General features: G+C 64.3%; 17 protein-coding genes. 10 read left to right on the top strand and 7 right to left on the bottom strand.

Features of this window, described 5'->3' with window-relative positions:
- Positions 1-153 precede the first annotated feature (153 nt).
- Together ntrC and glnL are read right to left on the bottom strand one after the other, a co-directional pair.
- The gene (gene ntrC / locus CAG11_RS07300; RefSeq protein ID WP_022639254.1) at positions 154-1,590 is read right to left on the bottom strand and encodes a nitrogen regulation protein NR(I); all 1,437 of its coding nucleotides are present in this window, start codon (positions 1,588-1,590) and stop codon (positions 154-156) included.
- A complete protein-coding gene (gene glnL, locus CAG11_RS07295) occupies positions 1,587-2,672 on the bottom strand; it encodes a nitrogen regulation protein NR(II) (protein WP_022639255.1) in 1,086 nt (361 codons plus the stop codon). Before glnL ends, ntrC begins: the two co-directional genes overlap by 4 nt.
- Before the next feature lie 359 nt (positions 2,673-3,031).
- Between glnL and CAG11_RS07290 the strand changes: the two genes are divergently transcribed.
- Positions 3,032-4,165: a bifunctional transcriptional activator/DNA repair enzyme AdaA gene (locus CAG11_RS07290; RefSeq protein ID WP_085595712.1), complete on the top strand. Its 1,134-nt coding sequence runs from the start codon at positions 3,032-3,034 to the stop codon at positions 4,163-4,165.
- On the opposite strand, the gene CAG11_RS07285 is transcribed toward CAG11_RS07290, so the two are convergent.
- The 3 genes from CAG11_RS07285 to glnA form a co-directional block, all read right to left on the bottom strand.
- Positions 4,134-4,583, bottom strand: a complete 450-nt coding sequence (locus CAG11_RS07285) for a hypothetical protein (protein WP_085595710.1) — start codon at positions 4,581-4,583, stop codon at positions 4,134-4,136. The genes CAG11_RS07290 and CAG11_RS07285 overlap by 32 nt on opposite strands.
- 60 nt (positions 4,584-4,643) lie before the next feature.
- Positions 4,644-5,198, bottom strand: a complete 555-nt coding sequence (locus CAG11_RS07280) for a chorismate mutase (protein WP_085595708.1) — start codon at positions 5,196-5,198, stop codon at positions 4,644-4,646.
- Positions 5,199-5,349: 151 nt separating this feature from the next.
- Positions 5,350-6,756, bottom strand: coding sequence for a glutamate--ammonia ligase (glnA, locus tag CAG11_RS07275; protein WP_053132545.1), 1,407 nt, complete (start codon positions 6,754-6,756; stop codon positions 5,350-5,352).
- Between the two features lie 332 nt (positions 6,757-7,088).
- Between glnA and thiI the strand changes: the two genes are divergently transcribed.
- Both thiI and typA read left to right on the top strand, forming a co-directional pair.
- Positions 7,089-8,543: a tRNA uracil 4-sulfurtransferase ThiI gene (gene thiI, locus CAG11_RS07265; protein ID WP_053132543.1), complete on the top strand. Its 1,455-nt coding sequence runs from the start codon at positions 7,089-7,091 to the stop codon at positions 8,541-8,543.
- A gap of 139 nt (positions 8,544-8,682) precedes the next feature.
- Positions 8,683-10,506 (top strand): translational GTPase TypA, encoded by a 1,824-nt coding sequence (gene typA / locus CAG11_RS07260; RefSeq protein ID WP_085595703.1) that lies wholly within the window; start codon positions 8,683-8,685, stop codon positions 10,504-10,506.
- Between the two features lie 149 nt (positions 10,507-10,655).
- Here the strand turns inward: typA and CAG11_RS07255 are convergent, their stop codons facing one another.
- Positions 10,656-11,099 carry a YkgJ family cysteine cluster protein gene (locus CAG11_RS07255; protein ID WP_031320092.1) on the bottom strand — a complete coding sequence of 148 codons (444 nt, stop codon included), beginning with the start codon at positions 11,097-11,099 and terminating at the stop codon, positions 10,656-10,658.
- 265 nt (positions 11,100-11,364) lie between these two features.
- On the opposite strand from CAG11_RS07255, the gene CAG11_RS07250 reads away from it, so the two are divergent.
- The 5 genes from CAG11_RS07250 (at position 11,365) to CAG11_RS07230 (ending at position 20,845) form a co-directional block, all read left to right on the top strand.
- Positions 11,365-13,815, top strand: coding sequence for a glycogen/starch/alpha-glucan phosphorylase (locus tag CAG11_RS07250; RefSeq protein ID WP_085595701.1), 2,451 nt, complete (start codon positions 11,365-11,367; stop codon positions 13,813-13,815).
- A gap of 212 nt (positions 13,816-14,027) precedes the next feature.
- A complete protein-coding gene (locus CAG11_RS07245; RefSeq protein ID WP_085595699.1) occupies positions 14,028-17,678 on the top strand; it encodes a DUF2339 domain-containing protein in 3,651 nt (1,216 codons plus the stop codon).
- A complete protein-coding gene (locus tag CAG11_RS07240) occupies positions 17,675-19,054 on the top strand; it encodes a DUF3999 domain-containing protein (RefSeq protein WP_085595697.1) in 1,380 nt (459 codons plus the stop codon). Before CAG11_RS07245 ends, CAG11_RS07240 begins: the two co-directional genes overlap by 4 nt.
- Positions 19,055-19,227: 173 nt before the next feature.
- Positions 19,228-20,238 carry a class 1 fructose-bisphosphatase gene (locus tag CAG11_RS07235; protein ID WP_022639522.1) on the top strand — a complete coding sequence of 337 codons (1,011 nt, stop codon included), beginning with the start codon at positions 19,228-19,230 and terminating at the stop codon, positions 20,236-20,238.
- A 4-nt stretch (positions 20,239-20,242) separates the two neighbouring features.
- On the top strand, positions 20,243-20,845 hold the full coding sequence (locus CAG11_RS07230) for a DUF924 family protein (RefSeq protein ID WP_022639523.1): 603 nt from the start codon (positions 20,243-20,245) through the stop codon (positions 20,843-20,845).
- 148 nt (positions 20,846-20,993) lie between these two features.
- On the opposite strand, the gene CAG11_RS07225 is transcribed toward CAG11_RS07230, so the two are convergent.
- Complete coding sequence (locus tag CAG11_RS07225) at positions 20,994-22,886, bottom strand: methyl-accepting chemotaxis protein (protein WP_218191787.1); 1,893 nt, start codon at positions 22,884-22,886, stop codon at positions 20,994-20,996.
- Between the two features lie 280 nt (positions 22,887-23,166).
- On the opposite strand from CAG11_RS07225, the gene CAG11_RS07220 reads away from it, so the two are divergent.
- On the top strand, positions 23,167-23,421 hold the full coding sequence (locus CAG11_RS07220; RefSeq protein ID WP_022639525.1) for a hypothetical protein: 255 nt from the start codon (positions 23,167-23,169) through the stop codon (positions 23,419-23,421).
- A 33-nt stretch (positions 23,422-23,454) separates the two neighbouring features.
- Positions 23,455-24,024 carry a lipocalin family protein gene (locus tag CAG11_RS07215; RefSeq protein ID WP_031320095.1) on the top strand — a complete coding sequence of 190 codons (570 nt, stop codon included), beginning with the start codon at positions 23,455-23,457 and terminating at the stop codon, positions 24,022-24,024.
- The last annotated feature ends 72 nt before the right edge of the window (positions 24,025-24,096 follow it).

Raw genomic sequence — 24,096 nt, 5'->3', positions numbered from 1 at the left:
TTCGCAAGCAGATCCTGCGTCTGGCTGAGCCTTTTGCTGGTGCAGGCTCACCATTTCGGTGCACGAAAAGCATCGCGGGCAAGCCTCGCGCCTACGCAACACAAGATCCGTAGGGGCGAGGCTTGCCCGCGATAGAGGTTACAGAACGGCAGCTCAAGCCTCGTCGCTGTCCTCCTCGTCGCCACCGTCGACCTTCATGCCCAGTTCCTTGATCTTGCGGGTCAGCGTATTGCGCCCCCAGCCCAGCAGTACTGCGGCGTCGCGGCGCCGGCCCGCGGTGTGCTTGAGGGCGGTCTCGATCATGATCCGCTCGAAGCTCGGTACCGCGCTGTCCAGCAGGTTGGACTGGCCGCGGGCCAGGGCCTGGTCGGCCCACTGGCGCAATGCCTGCTCCCAGTTGGTCACCGGCGCCGAGTCCTGGGGCAGGCTCAGCAGTTCCGGTGGCAGGTCGCCAATATGCACCTCGCGCCCGGAAGCCATCACGGTGATCCAGCGGCAGGTGTTCTCCAGCTGGCGCACGTTGCCCGGCCAGGGCAGGTTCTTCAGGTATTCCTCGGTCTCGTGCTTGAGCAGCTTGGGTTCCACCGCCAGCTCCTGGGCCGCGCGGCCGAGGAAGTGCCTGGCCAGGGTCGGGATGTCCTCGCGACGATCCGACAGGCGGGGAATGTGGATGCGGATCACGTTGAGGCGGTGGAACAGGTCTTCGCGAAACTTGCCGGCATGGACCAGGGTTTCCAGGTTCTGGTGGGTGGCGGCGATGATCCGCACGTCGACCTTGACCGGGGTATGGCCTCCGACTCGGTAGAACTCGCCGTCGGCCAGCACCCGCAGCAGCCGGGTCTGGGTGTCGGCCGGCATGTCGCCGATCTCGTCCAGGAACAGGGTGCCGCCGTCGGCCTGCTCGAAGCGCCCGCGCCGCAGGTTGGCCGCGCCGGTGAACGCGCCTTTTTCATGGCCGAACAGCTCGGACTCCATCAGGTCCTTGGGGATGGCCGCCATGTTCAAGGCGATGAACGGCGAACTCGCCCGGGGGCTGTGGCGATGCAGGGCATGGGCCACCAGTTCCTTGCCGGTGCCGGATTCGCCATTGATCAGCACGGTGATGTTGGAGTGGCTCAGCCGGCCGATGGCGCGGAATACCTCCTGCATCGCCGGCGCCTCGCCGATGATCTCCGGGGTGCGGGCCAGGCTCGGGGCCACTTCCAGGCCTTGCTGTTCCTGGGCGTGCTGGTTGGCGCGCTTGACCAGGGACACCGCCTCGTCGACGTCGAATGGCTTGGGCAGGTACTCGAAGGCGCCGCCCTGGTAGGAGGCGACGGCGCTGTCCAGGTCGGAGTGGGCGGTCATGATGATCACCGGCAGGCGCGGATGCTGCTCGCGAATCCGTGCCAGCAGGTCGAGGCCGCTGGCCCCGGGCATGCGGATGTCGGAGATGATCACGTCCGGGGTCTGGCGTGCCAGGCGGCTCATCACCCCGTCGGCGCTGTCGAAGCTCTGGGTGGTCATCCCTTCCTGCTGCAAGGCTTTTTCCAGGACCCAGCGGATTGAACGGTCGTCATCGACGATCCACACGGTTTCACTTCGGCTCATGTCGATGGGGCTCCTTGTTCCAGTGGCAGAAAGATCGAGAACGTGGTGTGGCCTGGGTGGCTGTCGCACTCGATCAAGCCCTGGTGCTGGCTGATGATGTTCTGGGTGATGGCCAGGCCCAGCCCGGTACCATCCGGACGGCCGCTGACCATGGGGAAGAAGAGGGTGTCCTGCAGTTCGGCGGGAATCCCCGGGCCGTTGTCGATGATCTCGATCTTGGTCACCAGGCGGTGGCGTACGTGGCCGATGGTGAACTGGCGCATGGTGCGGCTGCGCAAGGTGATGCGGCCCAGGCGCAATTCGTTCTGGGTGCTGATGGCCTGCATGGCGTTGCGCACGATGTTCAGGACTGCCTGGATCATCTGCTCGCGGTCGACCAGCACGTCGGGAATGCTCGGGTCGTAGTCCCGGACCAGGGTGATGCAGCCCTGGCTCTCGGCCTCCACCAGGCTGCAGACCCGCTCCAGCACCTCGTGGATATTGGTCGGCGCCAGGACCGGCAGCTTGTTCGAGCCGAGCATGCGGTCCACCAGGTTCCGCAGGCGATCGGCCTCTTCGATGATGACGTTGGTGTAATCCCTGAGGCCTTCTTCAGGCAGCTGGCGGGCCAGCAACTGGGCCGCGCCACGGATTCCCCCCAGGGGATTCTTGATTTCGTGGGCCAGGCCGCGCACCAGCATCTTGCTGGTTTCCTGTTTGGACAGCTGGGCCTCTTCCTTGGTGATGCGCAGCAAGCGATCCCGGGGATGGACTTCCAGCAGCAGCAAGGTGTCACCGTTGCTGAGGATCGGCGTCACTGCATAGTCCACGGTCAGGGTCTGGCCGGTCAGGGCGGTGAGCATCGCCTCGCGCTTGGTGAAGGGGTGGGCCTGCTCCACCGCCTGGCGCAGGGAGCTCAAGGCTTCGGCCGACTCGGTGAATAGCTCGCTGATGAACTGCCCATGGCTGCGCTGGCCGCTGATGGCCAGGAGCATTTCCGCCGCCGGGTTCATGTACTCAAGGCGCAGGTCGGCGTTGAGCAGGATGGTGGCGGTGGTCAGGTTGTCCAGTAACAGGCGATGCAGTGGGTCGCTGATGGTCATTCGGACCTCTTTTGGAGCAGGGCGATCTGCGGCCGGTCGCGGATCGTGCACGGGTTGAAGCACTGTCATGGGGAAAATGCAAAAACCAAACCAAGGCTCCGAAAAGAAGCGTCCGAGCCCCTGAAGCAGGCGTTTGAACGACGCTTGCCTGGCGGGCTGCCAGCCCTGGCGAAGGTTTTCGACCCAAAATGGGTGGCCGATGAGCCATGGGTGCAAGGTTGTGCACCAATATAGTGCATGATCTGCCTCCGTGCATGATCCTTCGGCTGGATGGTGAATCGACGCCCGTTTTTCAGCGGCAACCATCCGGGCGCGGGTTTAGAGTGCCGGACCCGATGCTCGAAGAACCAGGATGCACCATGGACCACGCCCCCCTGCTGTTTCGCCTCCCTGACGACGACACCCTGTACCAGGCACTGCTGGATCGCGATCCGGCCTATGAAGGTTTTGCCTATGTCGGGGTGAAAAGCACCGGAGTGTTCTGCCGCCTGACCTGTGCCGCCCGCAAGCCCAAGCGCCATAACACGGTGTTCTTCGGCTCGATCAAGGGGTGTGTCGAAGCGGGTTTTCGCCCCTGCTTGCGTTGCCGCCCACTGGCCGAGGCGGGAGTCCAGGAGCCCTGGGTCAAGGTCTTGCTCGAGCAACTGCACGCGGATGCCGAGCGCCGCTGGTACGAGGATGACCTGGTGCGCCTGGGTTTGGACCCGTCCACCGTGCGGCGTGCCTTCAAGCGCTACTTCGGCGTGACCTTCCTGGAGATGGCCCGCTTGCGGCGCATGGGCCGGGGCATGCAGCAACTGGCATCGGGCGAGCCGGTGATCGAGGCCCAGATCAGTGCCGGCTTCGACTCCGACAGCGGCTTTCGCAAGACCTTCGGCCGGCTGGTCGGCCAGCCACCCTCGAACTTGCGGGGGCGCGAGCTGCTCAAGGCGGATTGGTTGCAGACCCCCATCGGCGTGATGCTGGCCGTGGCCGATGCCCAGGTCCTGCATCTGCTGGAGTTCTTCGACCGCCCGGCCCTGGCGGGGGAGCTGCGCAAGTTGCAGGACAGCAGTGGTTCGAGCATCGGCTTCGGGCGTTTTGCCCCCATCGACCAGATCGAGGCCGAACTGCGCCGTTATTTCGCCGGTGAGCCGGTGTCTTTCCAGACACCATTGGCGATGCAGGCCTCGGCCTTCACCCGTACGGTATGGCAGGCGCTGCGGGCCATTCCCCTGGGCAGCACCTGCAGTTACGCCGGGTTGGCGCGGGATATCGGCTCGCCGACGGCGGTGCGCGCCGTGGCCCGGGCCAATGGCGCCAACCAGATCGCCATCGTCATCGCCTGCCATCGGGTGATCGGCGCCGATGGCTCGCACACCGGTTATGGCGGTGGCCTATGGCGCAAACGCTGGCTGCTGGAGCATGAGCGACGCATGCACCTGGCTGGACGGGAACAACCGGTGCAGGCCCAGGAGTCGTTCAGCGGTGGGCGCGCAGCAGGAAGAAACTGATTTCCGCGCTTTGCTGCAGGACTTGCTCGCCCTCAAGGACTTGCACCGCCAGGCGATGAAGGCCGCGGTCGAGGTTCGACAAATGCAACTGCGGGCCACGGCCAGGGGCGCCGTGGGGATCGCCATCCAGCAGCAGGCGCAGGCGATGGGACGGCTGTAGCGGCGGGTGCAGGTCTACCTGGACGCTGAAGCTGCCGTTGTTGGCCCGCAGCGCGCCCTGCTCCGGCACTCCGTTGAGCTGCAGGCGGCGGTAGGCCTGCCTTTGGCTGGTCTGGCAGGCGGCCGGTGCCCTGTTCGAAGGCGGCCAGTCGCTGGGTCCTCGGTCGCTGCCGGTGCAATGGCCGGCGGCGGGGTGATAGGGGGCCGCATCAGCCGGCAGCAGGGTTATCCACAGCAGCCATAAAGCAGCGATACGCATGGTCCGGATCCTCCTGGCGAGCCCTCAGCATAGGGGTGCACCGGGCAGGGGCGGGCGTGGTTAACCTTTGAATACACATAATTCGGCGGTGGCCCGGATCATCGCCAGCTGGCGCAGCGGTTCGCCGGCGCTGGCCTGGTTGGCCCGGGCCAGCCACTGCGGGCAGTGCGGGTCGCTGCGCCGGGGAGCGAAGCTGGCCAGTTGTTGCAGCAGGCGCTTTTGCAACTGGTCCAGTTGCGGGCGGATCTGTCCTGCCAGGTCCTGGCGGGGAGTGTCCGGAGCCCGGCCTTGCAGGTTCCAGGCCGAGAGCCTGGCGTATTGCACCAGCTTGTTGGCCTCGATCTGCGCGGCGAAGAACTGCTCCACCATGGCCTCATCCAGGCCATGGCTGGCAGCCTGGGCCGTGGCTGCGGCGATCACCTGTTGCTCCCGGGGCCGGTCTTCCACGGCCTTGTGGCTGTCCCATTTGCTCAAGGCCACCTGCTCGGCGAGTGTCAGGCGTTCAGCGATGCTGCCCAGTAGTGGGGCGAGGCTGGCCGGGGTGTCATCGGCCCGGGCCAGGCTGGCGGACAGGGCGCAGGCCAGGGCGAGAAACAGGCTCAGGGAAGATTTCATCGGCGGGCTTCCGGGTGGGTAATGGGCTGGCCATGATGCCTGCAAGCTGGCGGGACGCCCACGGAAAATCCCCGGGGCGTTTGTGCCGGGAATGAAAAAGGCCTCCCGAAGGAGGCCTTTCGATCACGCCGCTTGCGCGAGCGCTACCGGATCAGCAGCTGTAGTACAGCTCGTATTCCAGTGGGTGCACGAAGGTGCGGACCTTGATCTCTTCTTCGCTTTTCAGGGCGATGTAGGCGTCGATGAAGTCGTCGCTGAAAACGCCGCCTTTGGTCAGGAACGCACGGCCCTTGTCCAGCTCTTCCAGGGCTTCCTTCAGGCTGCCGCAAACTTGCGGGATCTCTTTGGCCTCTTCAGGCGGCAGGTCGTACAGGTTCTTGTCCGCGGCATCGCCTGGGTGGATCTTGTTCTGGATACCGTCCAGGCCGGCCATCAGCAGTGCGGCGAAGCACAGGTACGGGTTGGCGGCCGGGTCCGGGAAGCGTGCTTCGATACGGCGGGCTTTGGGGCTCGACACGTAAGGGATGCGGATCGAAGCGGAGCGGTTACGGGCCGAGTAGGCCAGCATCACTGGAGCTTCGAAGCCTGGCACCAGGCGCTTGTAGGAGTTGGTGGCCGGGTTGGTGAAGCCGTTCAGGGCCTTGCCGTGCTTGATGATGCCGCCGATGAAGTACAGGGCGGTATCGGACAGGCCGGCATAACCTTCACCTGCGAAGGTGTTCTTGCCGTCTTTCCAGATCGACATGTGTACGTGCATGCCCGAGCCGTTGTCGCCGTACAGCGGTTTTGGCATGAAGGTGGCGGTGCGGCCATAGGCGTCGGCCACGTTGTGCACCACGTACTTCAGGGTCTGGGTTTCGTCGGCCTTCTTCACCAGGGTGTTGAACTTGACGCCGATTTCGTTCTGGCCGGCAGTCGCCACTTCGTGGTGGTGGACTTCGACGGTCAGGCCCATTTCTTCCAGTGCGTTGCACATGGAGGTACGGATTTCGTGGTCATGGTCGAACGGTGGCACGGGGAAGTAGCCGCCCTTGATGCCTGGACGGTGGCCCTTGTTGCCGCCTTCCACGTCCTGGTCGGACATCCACGAGCCTTGCTCGGAGTAGATCTTGAACATCGAGCCGGAGATGTCGGACTTGAACTTCACCTGGTCGAAGATGAAGAACTCAGGCTCTGGACCTGCGAATACGGTGTCGCCGATACCGGTGGCCTTCAGGTGCTCTTCGGCGCGCTTGGCGATCGCCCTTGGGTCACGGTCGTAGCCCTGCATGCTCGAAGGCTCGATGATGTCGCACACCAGGATCAGGGTCGGCTCTTCGGTGAACGGGTCGAGCACGGCGGTCTCGTCGTCCGGCATCAGGATCATGTCGGAGGCTTCGATGCCTTTCCAGCCAGCGATGGAGGAACCATCGAACATCTTGCCCGCTTCGAAGAAGTCCTCATCCAGCGCATCACGAGCCGGCATGGTCACGTGATGTTGAGTGCCCTTGGTGTCCGTGAAGCGCAGATCAATCCACTTGACGTCATGATCTTTGATGAGTTGAACCGACTTCGACATAGTGTCCTCCGGGGTGGCTTCGGGCTTGATGTTGGAGTGCCCTTAGAATGTGGGTGATGCCGGCGCGAATACTCTGCCATGGCAACCTGCCTCACAAGGGAGCAAATTGCATGCCAGTGCCCTGGGATGGGTTTTGTGCTCCAAAACCACGCTTTGTACGACCCATGGCAACGAACGCCGGCTTTTTGCGCACTGCAATGTAGCGCTTATTCGAACGAATGACCCGTTTTGGTGCATTGAAAACCTTCTGCACATTAACTGGTTAAACCTTGAGCAATTTCCGCTATAATCCGCGCCCCCCTTTTTCGGCTGGCCCAGCGCGCGCTGTTTTCATGAAACTAATCGTTAAAGTTTTCCCGGAAATCACCATCAAGAGCCGCCCGGTACGGACGCGTTTCATCCGTCAGCTGGCCAAGAACATCCGTGCCGTGCTCCGCGACCTGGACCCGGCCGTGGTGGTCAATGGTGTGTGGGACAACCTCGAGCTGGAAACCGCCGTCAGCGAGCCCAAGGCCCTGAAGGAGATGACCGAGCGCCTGCGCTGCATGCCCGGCATCGCGCATTTCCTGCAGGTCGATGAATACCCCCTGGGGGATTTCGACGACATCGTCGCCAAGTGCAAGCAGCACTTCGGCCACGCCCTGGAAGGGAAGATCTTCGCCGTGCGCTGCAAGCGTGCCGGCAAGCATGAATTCAGCTCCATGGATGTGGAAAAGTACGTCGGCAGCCAGTTGCGCCGGCAGTGTGGTGCGGCGGGAATTTCCCTGAAAGAGCCGCAAATCGAAGTGCGGATGGAAATTCGCGACCAACGGTTGTTCGTGATCCACAGCCAGCACAACGGCATCGGCGGCTACCCGCTGGGCGCCCTGGAACAGACCCTGGTGCTGATGTCCGGCGGCTTCGACTCCACCGTGGCGGCCTACCAGATCATGCGCCGCGGCCTGATGGGGCACTTCTGCTTCTTCAACCTGGGCGGTCGTGCCCATGAATTGGGCGTGATGGAAGTCGCGCACTATATTTGGAAGAAGTACGGCAGCTCCCAGCGCGTGCTGTTCGTCAGCGTGCCGTTCGAGGAAGTGCTCGGCGAGATCCTCGGCAAGGTCGACGACAGTCATATGGGCGTCATCTTGAAGCGTATGATGTTGCGTGCCGCCTCGAGCATCGCCGAGCGCCTGCACATCGACGCGCTGGTTACCGGCGAGGCGATCTCCCAGGTTTCCAGCCAGACCCTGCCGAACCTGTCGGTGATCGACTGCGTGACCGACAAGCTGGTGCTGCGGCCGCTGATCGCCAGCCACAAGCAGGACATCATCGACCTGGCCAACCAGATCGGCACCGCCGATTTCGCCAGGCACATGCCGGAATACTGCGGGGTCATCTCGGTGAACCCCAAGACCAATGCCAAGCGCCATCGCGTCGAGCATGAAGAGAAAGAATTCGACATGGCCGTGCTCGAGCGAGCGATCGAGCGGGCCAAGCTGGTGCCGATCGATCGCGTGATCGACGAGCTGGGCCAGGACCTCAAGGTCGAGGAAGTCGACGAAGCCCTGGCCGGCCAGATCGTCATCGACATCCGCCATCCGGATGCCCAGGAAGACGATCCGCTGGAACTGCCGGGGATCGAAGTGCAAGCGCTGCCGTTCTATGCGGTGAACGCTCGTTTCAAGGAGCTGGACCCCAACCGCCAGTACCTGCTGTATTGCGACAAAGGCGTCATGAGTCGCCTGCATGCTCACCATCTGCTCAGCGAGGGACATGCCAATGTGCGCGTTTATAGACCGAGCTAAATGCCCGGGGCTGTTCGCCTGTGGCTTGCGTCACCGGCCCCCCGACGCCGCCGTCAAGCTGTAACGGCAAGGCCTGAATCTACTGTCCATCGCTGCCCGCACTGGTCAGCACACCGAATCCTCTGATCGAGATACACAAGTGATCGAAAATCTACGCAACATCGCCATCATCGCCCACGTTGACCATGGTAAGACCACCCTGGTAGACAAACTCCTGCGCCAGTCCGGCACCCTGGAGCGCAACGAGCTCAACGACGAGCGCGTGATGGACTCCAACGACCAGGAAAAAGAGCGCGGCATTACCATCCTGGCCAAAAACACCGCCATCAACTGGAACGGCTACCACATCAACATCGTGGACACCCCCGGCCACGCCGACTTCGGCGGCGAAGTTGAGCGCGTAATGTCCATGGTCGATTCCGTTCTGCTGCTGGTCGACGCTCAAGACGGCCCTATGCCGCAAACCCGTTTCGTGACCAAGAAGGCTTTCGAAGCCGGCCTGCGTCCGATCGTGGTGATCAACAAGGTCGACCGTCCGGGCGCGCGTCCTGACTGGGTTCTGGACCAGATCTTCGACCTGTTCGACAACCTGGGCGCTACCGAAGAACAGCTGGACTTCAAAGTGGTCTACGCCTCGGCCCTGAACGGCATCGCCGGTCTGGACCACACCGACATGGCCGAAGACATGACCCCGCTGTACCAGTCGATCGTCGACAACGTGCCTGCGCCAAGCGTCGACCGTGACGGTCCGTTCCAGATGCAGATCTCTGCCCTGGACTACAACAGCTTCCTGGGTGTGATCGGTGTTGGCCGTATCGCCCGTGGTCGCATCAAGCCGAACACCCCGGTTGTGGCCATCGACACCGAAGGCAAGAAGCGCAACGGCCGTATCCTCAAGCTGATGGGCCACCACGGCCTGCACCGCGTCGACGTCGAAGAAGCCCAGGCTGGCGACATCGTCTGCATCAGCGGTTTCGATGAGCTGTTCATCTCCGACACCCTGTGCGCCCCGGATACGGTCGAAGCGATGAAGCCGCTGACCGTTGACGAGCCAACCGTTTCCATGACCTTCCAGGTCAACGACTCGCCGTTCTGCGGCAAGGAAGGCAAGTTCGTCACCAGCCGTAACATCAAGGACCGTCTGGACAAAGAGCTGCTGTACAACGTTGCCCTGCGCGTCCAGGAAACCGATTCCCCTGACAAGTTCAAGGTATCGGGCCGTGGTGAGCTGCACCTGTCGGTACTGATCGAAACCATGCGTCGCGAAGGCTTCGAGATGGCTGTAGGCCGTCCGGAGGTGATCATCCGCGAAGTGAACGGCACCAAGCAGGAACCGTTCGAAAACGTGACCATCGACATCCCTGAAGAATCCCAGGGCAAGGTCATGGAAGAGATGGGCCTGCGTAAAGGCGACCTGACCAACATGGTGCCGGATGGCAAGGGCCGTGTTCGTCTGGAATACAACATCCCTGCTCGCGGTCTGATCGGTTTCCGTAACCAGTTCCTGACCCTGACCAACGGTGCGGGCATCCTGACTTCGATCTTCGATCGCTACGACACCATGAAGTCCGGCCAGATGTCCGGCCGCCTGAACGGTGTTCTGGTTTCGGTCGAGACCGGCAAGGCCCTGACCTACTCCCTGGAAACCCTGCAGGCTCGCGGCAAGCTGTTCGTCGAGCACGGCCAGGAGATCTACAACGGTCAGATCATCGGCCTGAACAGCCGTGACAACGACCTGGGCGTGAACCCGACCAAAGGCAAGAAGCTCGACAACATGCGTGCTTCGGGCAAGGACGAAGTCATCGCCCTGGTACCACCGGTTCGCCACACCCTCGAGCAGGCCCTGGAATTCATCCAGGACGACGAGCTGTGCGAAGTGACTCCTAAGTCGATCCGTCTGCGCAAGAAGATCCTCGACGAAGGCGAGCGTACCCGCGCTGCCAAGAAAGCCAAGTCCAACTAAGACTGGCTGAATGAAAAACGCCCCCGGTCGCAAGGCCGGGGGCGTTTTTTTGTGCCTGGAGAAAACCTGTAGGGACCGTCTTGCCCATTACCGGCCAAGACGCTGTCTACACCGGCGATGGCGGCAGAGTTGCAGAGGGTGGGCGGGGGTCAGAAGCGTTCCAGGGTCCGTCGGCTGGTGTTGCTCGGGCGTTCCAGGGGCTTGGGCTTGTAGGCGCAGTAGCCTGGGCGCGGGCCGATCTTGGGATGGTTGCGGCAGGTATCGGGGCGCTTGTCGTAAATGGTGCACAGGCGGCTCTTGCGGTCCAGATACAGGCAGTCGTTGTTGCTCATGCGCTGCAAGGTGAAGATTTCCGACTTCTGGTTGTAGCGCTCGACGATGCCTTCCTTCTGCAGGCGCTTGGCGATGTTCTTCGCCGGCTCGCCCCGCTCGAACTCGTCGACGATGCCGATGCGGATCAGGTCCTTGATCTTCACTTCCACTGGCAGTGTGCAGCAACTGGACATGCAGGAACCGCACATGGGCGCGGAGTACTTGGCCCAGGTATCGAGGCGATCGATTTCCGCGGCGGCAATCAGGTTGGAGTTCATCAAGGTGGGTTCCGGCATGTTTTCGGGGCGCGCGATCATACCGGGACTGCTGGATTTTTGAACAACTTTGCGTCGGATTTTTCGCACTGATGTGCCGGTTATTTCGTGCTGGTACGACCTCTGCTTGTTTTTTCCCCGCTGGAGCGGGGGACGGCGCTTTTTGCCCGGTCATTTGAATCAAGGCCGAACCAGAGCCTTCACCTCGTGTCAGACCGACTAGGCTCAGTCAATTCCATGCTCACTGTGTATCTCGTCAGAGGTCTTAACGATGACTCAGGAATCCCCTGTTCGCGACACGGAGGTAGCGGCTTTTCGTGAAGCCGTCTTGACCAAACTCACCTATGCGGTCGGCAAGGACCCGGACCACGCCTTCGACCATGACTGGTTCGAAGCCATCGCCCTGGCGGCCCGGGACCACATGGTCGATCACTGGATGGATCACACCCGGCAGATCTATCGCCGGGGCCAGAAGCGGGTGTACTACCTGTCCCTGGAGTTCCTGATCGGCCGCTTGCTGATCGACAGCCTGAGCAACCTCGGGCTGCTGGACGTGGCTCGTGAAGCCCTGTCGGACCTGGGCGTGGACCTGGAGCGCATTCGCCTGCTGGAGCCCGACGCGGCCCTGGGCAATGGCGGCCTCGGGCGCCTGGCGGCCTGTTTCATGGAGAGCATGTCGACCCTGGGGATTGCCGGCCATGGCTATGGCATCCGTTATGAACACGGGTTGTTCCGCCAGGCCATAGTCGACGGCTGGCAGCAGGAGCAGACCGAGCACTGGCTGGACTTCGGCAACCCCTGGGAGTTCGAGCGTCCCGAGGTGATCTACTCCATAGGTTTCGGCGGCGGTGTCGAGACCGTGGTCGACGAGAGCGGCGCGCCCCGCCAGGTCTGGTGGCCGGCGGAAACCGTGCGGGCGGTGGCCTACGACACCCCGGTGGTGGGTTGGCGCGGTGCCAGCGTCAACACCCTGCGCCTGTGGCGGGCACGGGCCATGGAGGAGTTGCACCTGGAGCGCTTCAACGCCGGCGACCACCTGGGCGCCGTGGCCGAAGTGGCGCGGGCCGAGAGCATCTCGCGGGTGCTGTACCCGGCCGACAGCACCGAGGCTGGCCAGGAGCTGCGCCTGCGCCAGGAATACTTCTTCGTCTCGGCGTCCCTGCAGGATCTGCTGCGCCGGCACAAGAACATGCACGATTCGGTGCTCAGCCTCGGCGAGCATGCGGCCATCCAGCTCAACGATACCCACCCGTCGATCGCCGTGGCCGAGCTGATGCGCCAACTGGTGGACCTGCACGGCATCGCCTGGGATGCGGCCTGGCAGGTCACCGTGGAAACCCTGGCCTACACCAACCACACCTTGCTGCCCGAGGCCCTGGAGACCTGGCCGGTGGGCCTGATGGAGCGCCTGCTGCCACGGCACATGCAGATCATCTACCTGATCAACGCCCAGCACATCGATTCGCTCAGGGCCAAGGGCCTGCATGATTTCGACGTGCTGCGGGCGGTATCGCTGATCGAAGAGGACAACGGCCGCCGGGTACGCATGGGCAACCTGGCGTTCCTCGGCTCCCACAGCGTCAATGGCGTTTCCGGCCTGCATACCCAGCTGATGCGCAGCACGGTGTTCTCCGAACTGCACAAGCTGTACCCCGAAAGGATCAACAACAAGACCAACGGCATCACCTTCCGCCGCTGGCTGTACCAGGCCAACCCGCAACTGACCCAGATGCTGGTGGACGCCCTGGGCCCCGAGCTGCTCGACAGCCCCGAGGACCGGCTGCCGGCGCTCGAGCCCCTGGCCGACAAGCCGGCGTTTCGCAAGCAGTTCGCCGAGCAGCGCCTGCACAGCAAGCGGGCCCTGGCGGCGATCATCCATGAGCGCCTGGGAATCGCGGTCAACCCGGCGGCGATGTTCGATGTGCAGGTCAAGCGTATCCACGAGTACAAGCGCCAGTTGCTCAACCTGCTGCATACCGTGGCGCTCTACCAGGCGATCCGCGCCGAGCCGGAAACCGACTGGGTGCCCCGGGTGAAGATCTTCGCCGGCAAGGCCGCCGCCAGCTATCACCAGGCCAAGCTGATCATCAAGCTGGCCAACGATATCGCCCGCACGGTGAACAACGACCCTACGGTGCGTGGCTTGCTCAAGGTGGTGTTCCTGCCCAACTACAACGTCAGCCTGGCGGAGAGCATCATTCCCGCCGCCGACCTGTCGGAGCAGATCTCCACCGCCGGTTTCGAGGCCTCGGGCACCAGCAACATGAAGTTCGGCCTCAACGGCGCCTTGACCATCGGCACCCTGGACGGCGCCAACGTCGAGATGTGCGAGCGGGTCGGGGCCGAGCACATGTTCATCTTCGGTCTCACCGCCCAGCAGGTGGAGGCACGCAAGAGCAACGGCGAGTTCAGCGCGGCGCCGGATATCGCCGCGTCCCACCGGCTCAACGATGTCCTGCAGGCGATCCGTGGCGGGGTGTTCTCCCCGGACGATCCGTCGCGCTACACCGGCTTGGTGGATTCGCTGGTGGACTATGACCGGTTCCTGGTCTGCGCCGACTTCGATGCCTACTGGAGCGCCCAGGCCCGAGTCGAGGAGCGCTGGCACGATTCCAAGGAATGGTGGCGCTCGGCGGTGCTCAACAGTGCGCGAATGGGCTGGTTCTCTTCGGACCGGACCATTCGCGAGTACGCCACGGACATTTGGAAGGCCCTGGAGTAAGCCCGCCGGCCAGGCGCTGGAACTGTGAGCAAGGCCCGGCGTTCGCCGGGCCTTGTCGATATACTGGGCGGCGTTTTTGTCCCGGCCCGTGCCTCGTCGCTCGTGCCCGGCTTCCAATGGCAATGGCGGCCCCGCACAGGCAGGGCCGCGGCCGAAGCGGTAAAACAACAGCTGGACCTGTCCGTTACCGGACTGTTTAGGGATGTCGACACATGCAATGGATGTTCATGCTGCTGGGCGCGGTGCTGGGGTGGATCGTCGATGAGTCTTTGGGCGATGCACTGATTGGCGCTTTCCTCGGCCTGGCGGTTGGCCTGGCCTTTCGTCTTGGCCTGTTGCACAAGCAGCTGGCTGGCCAGCAGCTTGAGCTGCAGCAAGCCAGGCAGGACTTGTCCCGGCTGGGCCAGCGTCTGGAGCTGCTGGAGGCCGGCAGCGGCTCGCCGGCCGAACCTGTGGCCCAGCCCGAGGCCCGCAGCGCACCGGCTCCCGAGGTCCAGGTCGCCAGTGCTCCGGTTCCCGAGCCGGCCGCACCGCCGCAGTTCGTCCTCGACGAGATCCTCCCCGTGCAGCCGGTGCCCGCCGCCTCTGACCTGGTCTGGGAACTGCCTCCCGCCGCCACCCCGGCTGCCGTCAGCGAGCCGCTGCCGGACTCGGCCTGGCGTTCGCAGCCGCAGCGGCAAGCCGAACCGCAGCCGGCACCTTCGCCGGCAGCACCCGTGGAGTACGAGCCGAACCTGATCGAGCGCGCCATCAGCGGTGCGCGCAATTGGCTGTTCGGTGGCAACACCGTGCTGCGGGTCGGGGTGGTGCTGTTGTTCCTCGGCTTGGCATTCCTCCTGCGCTACGCCACCGAAGGCGTGGTGGTGCCCATCGAGTTGCGCTATGCCGGGGTCGCGGCCTGTTCCCTGGGCCTGCTGGGCCTGGGCTGGTGGTTGCGCCGACGTAACGGTGCCTATGCGCTGATGCTCCAGGGCACGGGGATCGCGGTGCTGTACCTGACCGTGTTCGCAGCCATGCGCCTGCACCCGCTGCTCGATCCTTCCGCGGCCCTGGGCCTGCTGGTGGCGGTGACGCTGTTCTCGGCGATCCTGGCCATCACCCAGGATGCCCTGGGCCTGGCCGCCGCGGCGGCACTAGGCGGGTTCGCGGCGCCGATCCTCACCTCCACCGGCGCAGGCAGCCACGTGGCGTTGTTCAGCTACTTCGCCCTGCTCAACGCCGGCATCCTCGCCATTGCCTGGTTCAAGGCCTGGCGCCTGCTCAACCTGATCGGTTTCGTCGGTACCTTCGGCATCGGTTTCGCCTGGGGCATGCGTTCCTACACCCCTGAACTGTTGTGGAGCACCGAACCGTTCCTGGTCCTGTTCTTCCTCATGTACCTGGCCATCGGCCTGCTGTTCACCCGGCGCAAGCTGCTGGACCTGAACGATGCCCCCGCCGATGGTGACCGCCAGGCGCTGTTGCAATGGTCGGCGCGCAAGGGCGACTACGTCGACGGCAGCATGCTCTTCGGTCCGCCGCTGGTGGGCTTCGGCCTGCAACTGGCGCTGGTCCAGCACCTGGAGCTGGCCGCGTCCTTCAGCGCCCTGGCCCTGGGCCTGGTGTACATGCTGCTGGCCCGCTTGCTGATGGGGGGCCGGGCCCTGCTGCTGGGCGAGACCTGCCTGGCCCTGGGCGTGATCTTCGCCAGCCTGGCCATTCCCCTGGGCCTGGATGCGCGCTGGACCGCCGCCGCCTGGGCGGTGGAGGGCGCCGGGATCTTCTGGCTCGGCATGCGCCAGCGGCGCTCGTTGGCCCAGGCCTTCGCCCTGCTGCTGCAGGCAGGTTCTGCCGCGGCCTTCCTCAATGAATTGCGCTTTGCCAGTACCAGCCTGCTGTCCGGTGCGCCCCTGGGGGCGTTGCTGCTCGGTGGCGCCCTGCTGTTCAGCTTCGACCAGTTGCGCCGCACGCCGCAGGAGCAACTGCCGAACTGGCTGAAAGAAGGCATCCGCCCACTGTTGGCGGTGGCTGGCCTGGGCTTCCTGTATCTGCTGGCGCCGCTGTTCTTCGCCGCCCAGGGCACGGCCATCAGCTGGGCCCTGGCAGGGCTGGCGACGCTGTTCGTCGGCTTGCGCCTGCAATCGCGGACGTTCCTGTTCAGCGCGTTCGCCATCCAGTTGCTCGGTGGTGCGTTGTTCCTGTTGCACCTGAAGGGCGCTGACGGCGATGCCGGTGGGGTCTTGAGCAGTGGCTGGAGCGGGTTGATGAGCGCCTCGCTGATCGGCCTGGCGCTGATCGGCGGCATGCTGGTGGCCTCGCGCGATGCCATGGTGCGCGACGATCCGCGCTTGCTGCGTGGCCTGTCGGTGGTGCTGCTGGCGGGCTTGGTGCTGATCAACCTGGCGGTGCTGTTCGTCCTGCCGTGGCGCACCGCCAGTGGCGTCTGGGCTGCCTGTGGCTTGTTGATCATCTGGTTGAGCCTGTACCTGCAGCAGCGGGTGAGTTTCTTCTTCGGCCTGGCGTTGCAGGTGATCGGCGGCAGCGCCTTCCTGCTGGTCGGTTCGGACTGGTTCTACGCGGCGCTGGCCGAGGGCGTGCGGCCCCTGGCCAATGGCGACTTCTGGACGCCGATGGTGCTGGCCCTGGCGGCGCTGGTGGGTGCCTGGCGCCTACAGCGGGGCAACCATGGCTCGGCGTTCGACGCCCTGGCCCTGGGCCGCCTGGCCGATTTGCTGCTGGCCTGGGGCGCCTGTTGGTGGGCGTTCACCTGGATCAAGGAAGTATTGCGTTTCGCTCCCGCGCATTGGCAGCCGGCGCTGCTGTTGGCGCTGGCTACGGCCAGTGTGTTGCTCGCCACGCTGCTGGCGGTACGTTTGCAATGGAAGTCCCTGGGCTTGCTGGGCAGCCTGTTGATCCCGGCTGGCGGGCTGGTGCTGATGGCTTGCTGGACCAGCCGCTACAACCCGGCGGCAGATTTCGGCTGGCTGGCCTGGACGGCGCTGTTCGCCGTGCATTTCTTCAGCCTGCGGCGCCTGGCTGCGCTGCTGCCGGCGCGGGTGGCAAGCGTCGCCCATGTGCTGGGTTGCTGGTTGTTGATTGGCGTGTTGGCGCTGCAGCTGCGTTATGGCCTGCTGCTGTTGTCCGAGCAGTACAACGCTTGGCGCTGGCTGGGTTGGGCGATCCTGCCGAGCCTGTACCTGGTGGCGATGGCCGCGCCGCGCAACTGGCCGTGGCCGGTGGCCGGCCACTCCCGGGAGTATCGCCTGTATGCCGCGCTACCCCTGGCGGCGCTGATGCTTGGCTGGTTCTGGCTGGCCAACCTGTTCAGCGACGGACGCGCCGATCCGCTGCCCTACCTGCCGTTGCTCAACCCGCTGGAGCTGGGGCTGCTGTTCGCCCTGTTCGGGGTCTATGTCTGGTCCCGTAGCGCGGCGCTGGAGCTGGCGATTCGCAGTGGCTACGCCGAGCGTGGCACGCAGTTGGTGGCCGGGGTCTCGCTGTTCGCCTTCTTCACCGTAATGGTGATGCGCGCTGCCCATCACTGGAGCGGGGTGCCGTTCCATCCCGATGCCCTGCTGGCCTCGATGATGGTCCAGGCCGGGCTGTCCATCGTCTGGACCTTGATCGCCCTGGGCCTGATGATCGGCGGGCACCTGCGCCATCGCCGCGAGATCTGGCTGATCGGCGCGGCGTTGATCGCGGTGGTGGTGGCCAAGCTGTTCCTGGTGGAGCTGAGCAACCGTGGCGGCCTGGCGCGGATCGTCTCGTTCATCGGGGTCGGGGCGTTGCTGCTGGTGGTGGGTTATTTCGCCCCATTGCCGCCCAAGCGGGCGGAGGCCGAGCCTGAGGCCGGCAAGTCGTTGAATGAAGGAGTGTCGCCTTGAGTCAGAAGCTGAACCTGCGCTGGTGGGGGGCCATGGGCCTGTGTGTGGCGCTGTCCGCCGTGGCCCAGGAACAACCGGGGGACTTCAGGTCCCGGGTGCCGTTGAGCCTGAGCGGCGAGGGCCCCTGGTACCGCCTGGAGCTGCCCCTGGCGGTGCAGATGCGCGCCAGCCAGACCGACCTGCGCGACATCCGGGTATTCAATGCCGCCGGCGAGCCCCAGGCTTATGCCCTGGCCCGCCAACAGGCCCAGGCCAGCGAGCAGCGCAGCCTCAGCGCGGTGAAGTGGTTCCCGCTGTACAGCTCCGCCCAGGCCGGCGACAGCCCGGCCAGCGTGCGGGTGCAGTCGGGCACCAACGGTACCCTGGTGGAGGTGCAACCCGAGGCGCGGGCGCAAGCGGAGCAGCAGGTACTGCGCGGCTGGTTGCTCGATGCCAGCGCGATCAAGGCACCGCTTCAGCAGCTGGTCCTGGATTGGAGCAGCGAGCATGACGGTTTCCAGCGTTTCAGCATCGAGGCCAGCGACGACCTGCGGCACTGGCAGGCCTGGGGCGAAGGGCAGGTCGCGCGTTTGTCGTTCGCCGACGAGCGGGTCGAGCAGCATGAAGTGGCGTTGCCCGGGCAGTCGGCGCGTTACCTGCGCTTGTTGTGGAAATCTGCGCAGGTGGCGCCGGCGCTGACTGCCGCACAGTTGCAGAGCAGCACCACCAGCAACCAGCCATCGCCATTGGTGTGGTCGCAGCCGCTGGCCGGCACTGCGGCCAAGGCGGGCGAGTACAGCTGGCAATTGCCCATGGGCCTGAACGTCGAGCGGGTACGGGTCGAACTCAAGCAGGCCAACAGCCTGGCCCCGGCCCGGCTCTACGGGCGCCGCGACAGCAGCCTGCCCTGGCAGCCGCTGGGCAACGGCCTGTTGTATCGCCTGACCCAGAATGGCCAGGACGTGCAGCAGAACGAACTGCAATTGCCCGGGCAGACCGTACAGCAACTCAAGCTGGTGGTGGATGAGCGTGGCGGTGGCCTGGGAGCGGCGGCGCCGGCCCTGGAGTTCGCCGTGCGTGGCGCGCAGCTGGTGTTCCTGGCGCGTGGGGATGGGCCTTACACCCTGGCGCTGGGCAACCCCGGGGTGAGCGCGGCCAACCTGCCGTTGTCCACCCTGATTCCCGACTACAGCCCGCAGCGCCTCAAGCAGTTGGGCCAGGCCCGGATCGAGGGTGATGTGCAACTGAGCGCATCCGCTCCTGGCGATGCCGCGACGCCCGCAGCCCCCGGGCCGGACTGGAAGAAGATCGGCCTGTGGGCGGTACTGCTGCTGGGCGTGCTGGCCCTGGGCGCGATGGCCTTCAGTCTCCTGCGCAAGCCTCAAGCCAAGGCTTGAGCCCGGCGCGAGGGGGGTCGCTCCCTCGCCACCCGTGCCCGTGGTTTTGCGACTACGCTGAACCCGGCGCCTGAACTCTATCTGCCCGTTCCCTGTCTCAGAGGAGGAAATGCGCCTCGACTCGCGTTAAACTGCGCGGGTTTTTCAAGCCCCCCATCCTTCCGGAGCCTTCCATGTCCCGCGTTACCCTGAGTCGCTATTTGATTGAGCAGACCCGCAGCAACAACACTCCTGCCGATCTGCGCTTCCTGATCGAAGTGGTGGCGCGTGCTTGCAAGGAAATCAGCCATGCCGTTTCCAAGGGCGCCCTGGGCGGCGTGCTGGGCAGCATGGGCACGGAAAACGTGCAGGGCGAAGTGCAGAAGAAACTCGACGTGATCTCCAACGAGATCCTGCTCGAGGCCAACGAGTGGGGCGGCCACCTGGCCGGCATGGCGTCCGAGGAAATGGACAACGCCTACCAGATCCCCGGCAAATACCCCAAGGGTGCCTACCTGCTGGTATTCGACCCGCTGGATGGCTCGTCGAACATCGACATCAACGCCCCGGTCGGCACCATCTTCTCGGTACAGCGTTGCCCCAACGAGTACCTGAGCCAGAACGAAGCGCTGAATGAAAAGGCCTTCCTGCAGCCTGGTTCCAAGCAAGTGGCCGCCGGCTATGCGATCTACGGCCCGCAGACCATGCTGGTGCTGACCCTGGGCGACGGCGTCAAGGGTTTCACCCTGGACCGCGAGATGGGCAGCTTCGTCCTGACCCACGAGAACATCACCATTCCTGAAAGCACCCAGGAGTTCGCCATCAACATGTCCAACGAGCGTCACTGGGAAGCACCGGTCAAGCGCTACGTGGACGAGCTGCTGGCCGGCGATACCGGTCCGCTGCAGAAGAACTACAACATGCGCTGGGTCGCCGCGATGGTGGCCGACGTGCACCGCATCCTGACCCGTGGTGGCCTGTTCATGTACCCACGCGACAGCCGCGAGCCGGAAAAACCCGGCAAGCTGCGCCTGATGTACGAAGCCAATCCGATGTCGTTCCTGGTGGAGCAGGCGGGCGGCGCGTCGACCAACGGCCACCAGCGCATCCTCGACATCCAGCCTGAAGGCCTGCACCAGCGCGTAGCGGTGTTCCTCGGCTCGAAGGAAGAAGTGGCCCGGGTTACCGCCTACCACCAGGAGTAAGTTCATGAGCGCACCCTGGCAGCCCCTGCTCGACTGGTGGTTCGGCGACGCCGAGACGCCGGCACAGATCGTCGCTGCCAAGGGTGGCTTGTGGTTCGGCAAGCGCGACAGCCAGGATCGCCAGGCGCAAGAGCGTTTCGGTGACCTGGTGGAGCAGGCCCTGGCCGGCGGCCTGGTCGAGTGGACGCAAAGTCCCCAAGGCTGGCTGGCCCTGGTGCTGTTGCTGGACCAGCTGCCGCGCATGATCCACCGCGATACCCCCGGGGCATTCTCCGGCGACGCCCGGGCCCAGGCCCTGGTGGCCCAGGGTATTGCCGCAGACTTCGATCGGCGCCTGACGCCCATGCAGCGCTGCTTCATCTACCTGGTGTTCGAGCATTGCGAACACCTGGCGGTGCAGAATGAAGCCGTATCGCGCTTGGCTGCCTTGCACGACGAGCAGCCGGAGCAAGACCGCCCGGTCTTCGCCAGCCAATTGGACTATGCCGAACGGCACCAGAAGATCATCGCTCGCTTCGGGCGCTTTCCCCACCGCAACGCCATTCTCGGACGTGAATCCAGCGCCGAGGAACTGGCCTTCCTGAGCCAGCCCGGCTCAAGCTTCTAATCCTTTTCCTGTAACCGCTGCCGAGCGGGTGAGGCTGCGCCAAGGCCCCCAGGGCTTGCGGCGCTTTTGCCGATGCGACTCCCGCGTCCTTGCGGGCCGTGTACCGCCTCTAGTAGCGGCTGCACGAGGCTATCCCTGTTGCCCGACGTCAGATCCGGAAGCTGCCCACCAGGTGTTGCAGGCGCTGGGCCTGCTGTTCCAGGTCGGCGCAGGCGCGCAGGGTGGCTTGCAGGTTTTCCACGCCTTCCTGGTTGAGGGTGTTGATCTCGTTGATGTCGACATTGATCGACTCCACCACGGCGGTCTGTTCTTCCGTCGCGGTCGCCACCGACTGGTTCATGCCATCGATCTCGCCGATGCGCTGGGTCACGCTGCCCAGGCGCTCGCCGGCCTGGTTGGCGATGCCGACGCTGCTTTCGCTCTCGCGCTGGCTTTCGGTCATGGTGCCGACTGCCTGGCGGGCGCCTACTTGCAGTTCCTCGATCATCTTCTGCACCTGCTGCGCCGAGTCCTGGGTGCGGTGGGCGAGATTGCGCACCTCGTCGGCGACCACGGCGAAGCCACGTCCGGCCTCACCGGCGCGGGCGGCCTCGATGGCGGCGTTGAGCGCCAGCAGGTTGGTCTGCTGGGAGATACCGGTGATCACTTCGAGGATCTGGCCGATGTTCACCGTGTTGCTGTTGAGGGTCTCGATGTGCTCGCAGGAGTTGCTGATCTTGGCCGACAGCTGGTGCATGGCGTCGATGGTCCGGTCCACTACTTGCTGGCCATCTTGTGCCAGGTTGCGCGCCTCGCTGGAATGCTGCGACGCCAGGGCGGCGTTCTGGGCGATTTCCTGGGCGGCCGCGCCCAGCTGGTTGATGGCTGCGGCCACGCTGTTGGTGCGCGAGGCTTGCTGGTCGGAGTTGAGCATCGACGAGTTGGAGGCGGCGACTACACGCAGGGCCACTTCGTTGACCTGGCCGGTGGCCGAGGAAACTTCGCGGATGGAGCTGTGGATGCGTTCGACGAAACGGTTGAAGGCAACGCCCAGGGTGCCGAATTCGTCATGGTTGTGGATCTCCAGGCGCCGTGTCAGGTCGCCTTCGCCTTCGGCGATATCGTGCATGGCCCGGCCCATCAGGTGCAGGGGTTGCAGCAGCAAGCGGATCAGCATGCCCAGCAGGCCGATGATGATTACCACGGCGATCGCCATGGCGATCAGCGCCGAGGTGCGGAACTCACCGAGCATGGCGAAGGCCGCGTCCTGGTCCAGGACCAGGGCCACGTACCAGTTGGCCGAGTTCACGCCGTTGACGCGAGTGAAGGAGATGAACTGGGTCTTGCCGTTCACCTGTACTTCCTGCAGGCCGGGGCTCACCCGTGGTGCGCCGTCCGGGTAGGCCTCGGCCAGGTTCTTGAGCACCAGCTTGTTGTCGGGGTGGATCAGGATCTTGCCATCGGCGCCGACGATGAAGGCGTGGCCATGGCCGCCGAAGTTGAGCGAGTTGATGATGGCGCTGATGCTCGACAGGTCGATATCGGCACCCGCGACGCCGATCATCCGGCCCTGGTGCTGCACGGGAGTGGCAACGGTGATCACCAGCTTGCCCGACGAGGCGGCGACGTAGGGCTCGGTGACGATGGTCTGCTGCGCCGTGTTGGCCGCCTTGTACCAGCCACGGCTGCGGGGGTCGTAGTCGGCCGCGCGGTTACCGGCCGGGACCGAGAACATCATGCCGTCCTGGCCGCCGAAGTAGGTGAGCTGGAAGTTGCCGGTGTAGGCGGGCAGGCCGACGCTGCGCTTGAGGCTATCGGCGCCGCTGCCGTCCACGGCGATCTGCTGCGCCAGGGATTGCAGGAGCTGGATGCGGCTTTCCAGCCAGGTCTGGATGTTGCTGGTGCTCAGGCTGCCCAGTTCCTGCATCGAGGATTCGGTACTGCTGCGCAAGGCTTCGCGCTGGCGGTAGTCGTTGAACAGAATGAAACAGGCGAACGCGACGGCGACCACAAGGGCGGCGGCAAGCAGGATCTTGTGGCTGAACTTCATATTACTGGTCATTAAGTGAACTACCGCGAGGGGGTGGTCAACGAGGGGCGTCAATTTGCCACAGTGGTGGTATTTGCGCTGCAGTTATGTCGACTGGCCATCAGTGAAAATGAGCCCGACCGGCACAAAACCGACGAACAGCCAGGCGCTGATCGAAGGTGGTTGATTTGCGTGGGAAATGCCTGGTTCATCGGCAAGAAATACCCGGCCTGGCGGGGAACCAGAAGGGGGTTTTCTCTTCTAAGCTTCTGGTTGGCTGACAGGCCTTCCCCCTTTCGTCCAGGAGTTCACCATGTCCCTGCGTTCCATCGCTCTGTTGTCGTTCTGCGTGCTGTTGGCCGCATGCAGCAAGGTCAATCAGGAAAACTATTCCAAGCTCTCGACGGGCATGCCCAAGGCCGATGTCGAACAGCTCCTGGGCAAGCCGACCGACTGCTCGGGCGCACTGGGCATGTCCAGTTGCACCTGGGGCGACAAGAACAGCTTTATCAGCGTGCAGTATGCCGGTGACAAGGTCCTGATGTTTTCCGGGCAAGGCCTGAAGTAAAGACCGGGGCCTGGGGCCCACGGGAGAAAAATAATGATGCGTTTCGTTGTCACCCTTCTAGCCGGCCTGCTCTTGGTCGGCTGCGCCACGTCCCGGGACGATTCGTTGGCGCCCAAGACCGCTAGCCATGTCGAACTCAAGCGCTACCAGGGGACCTGGTACGAGTTGGCGCGCCTGCCGATGTACTTCCAGCGCAACTGCGCGCAATCCGAAGCCCGATACACCCTGTTGCCGGATGCGACGATGGCGGTGCTCAACCGCTGCCTGACCCCGGAATGGAAGTGGGAAGAAGCCCGAGGCACCGCCACGCCCCAGGTGCCGGGCCAGACCGACAAGCTCTGGGTGCGCTTCGACAACTGGTTCACGCGCCTGCTGCCGGGAGTGGCCAAGGGTGAGTACTGGGTGCTGTACGTCAGCGATGACTACAAGACGGCGATCGTCGGCAACCCTAACCGGCGCTACCTGTGGCTGCTGTCGCGGACCAAGGAAGTCAACGAGACGGTACGCGAGGAGTTGCTGAGCAAGGCACGCCAGCAGGGCTACGACACCACGCGCTTGATCTGGCGGGTCTCGGACTCGGCCATGGCCAAGACCTCCAAGTAGTCCGGTTTCATCGAGGCGGGGCCCGCTGTGGCAAGAGCATCGTTGGCGAGATGCCGTGGTGATCAGGAGCCT

The organism is Pseudomonas sp. B6(2017) (assembly GCF_002112765.1).
GTDB lineage: Bacteria > Pseudomonadota > Gammaproteobacteria > Pseudomonadales > Pseudomonadaceae > Aquipseudomonas > Aquipseudomonas piscis.
This window is presented reverse-complemented; position numbering and strand designations above follow the sequence as displayed.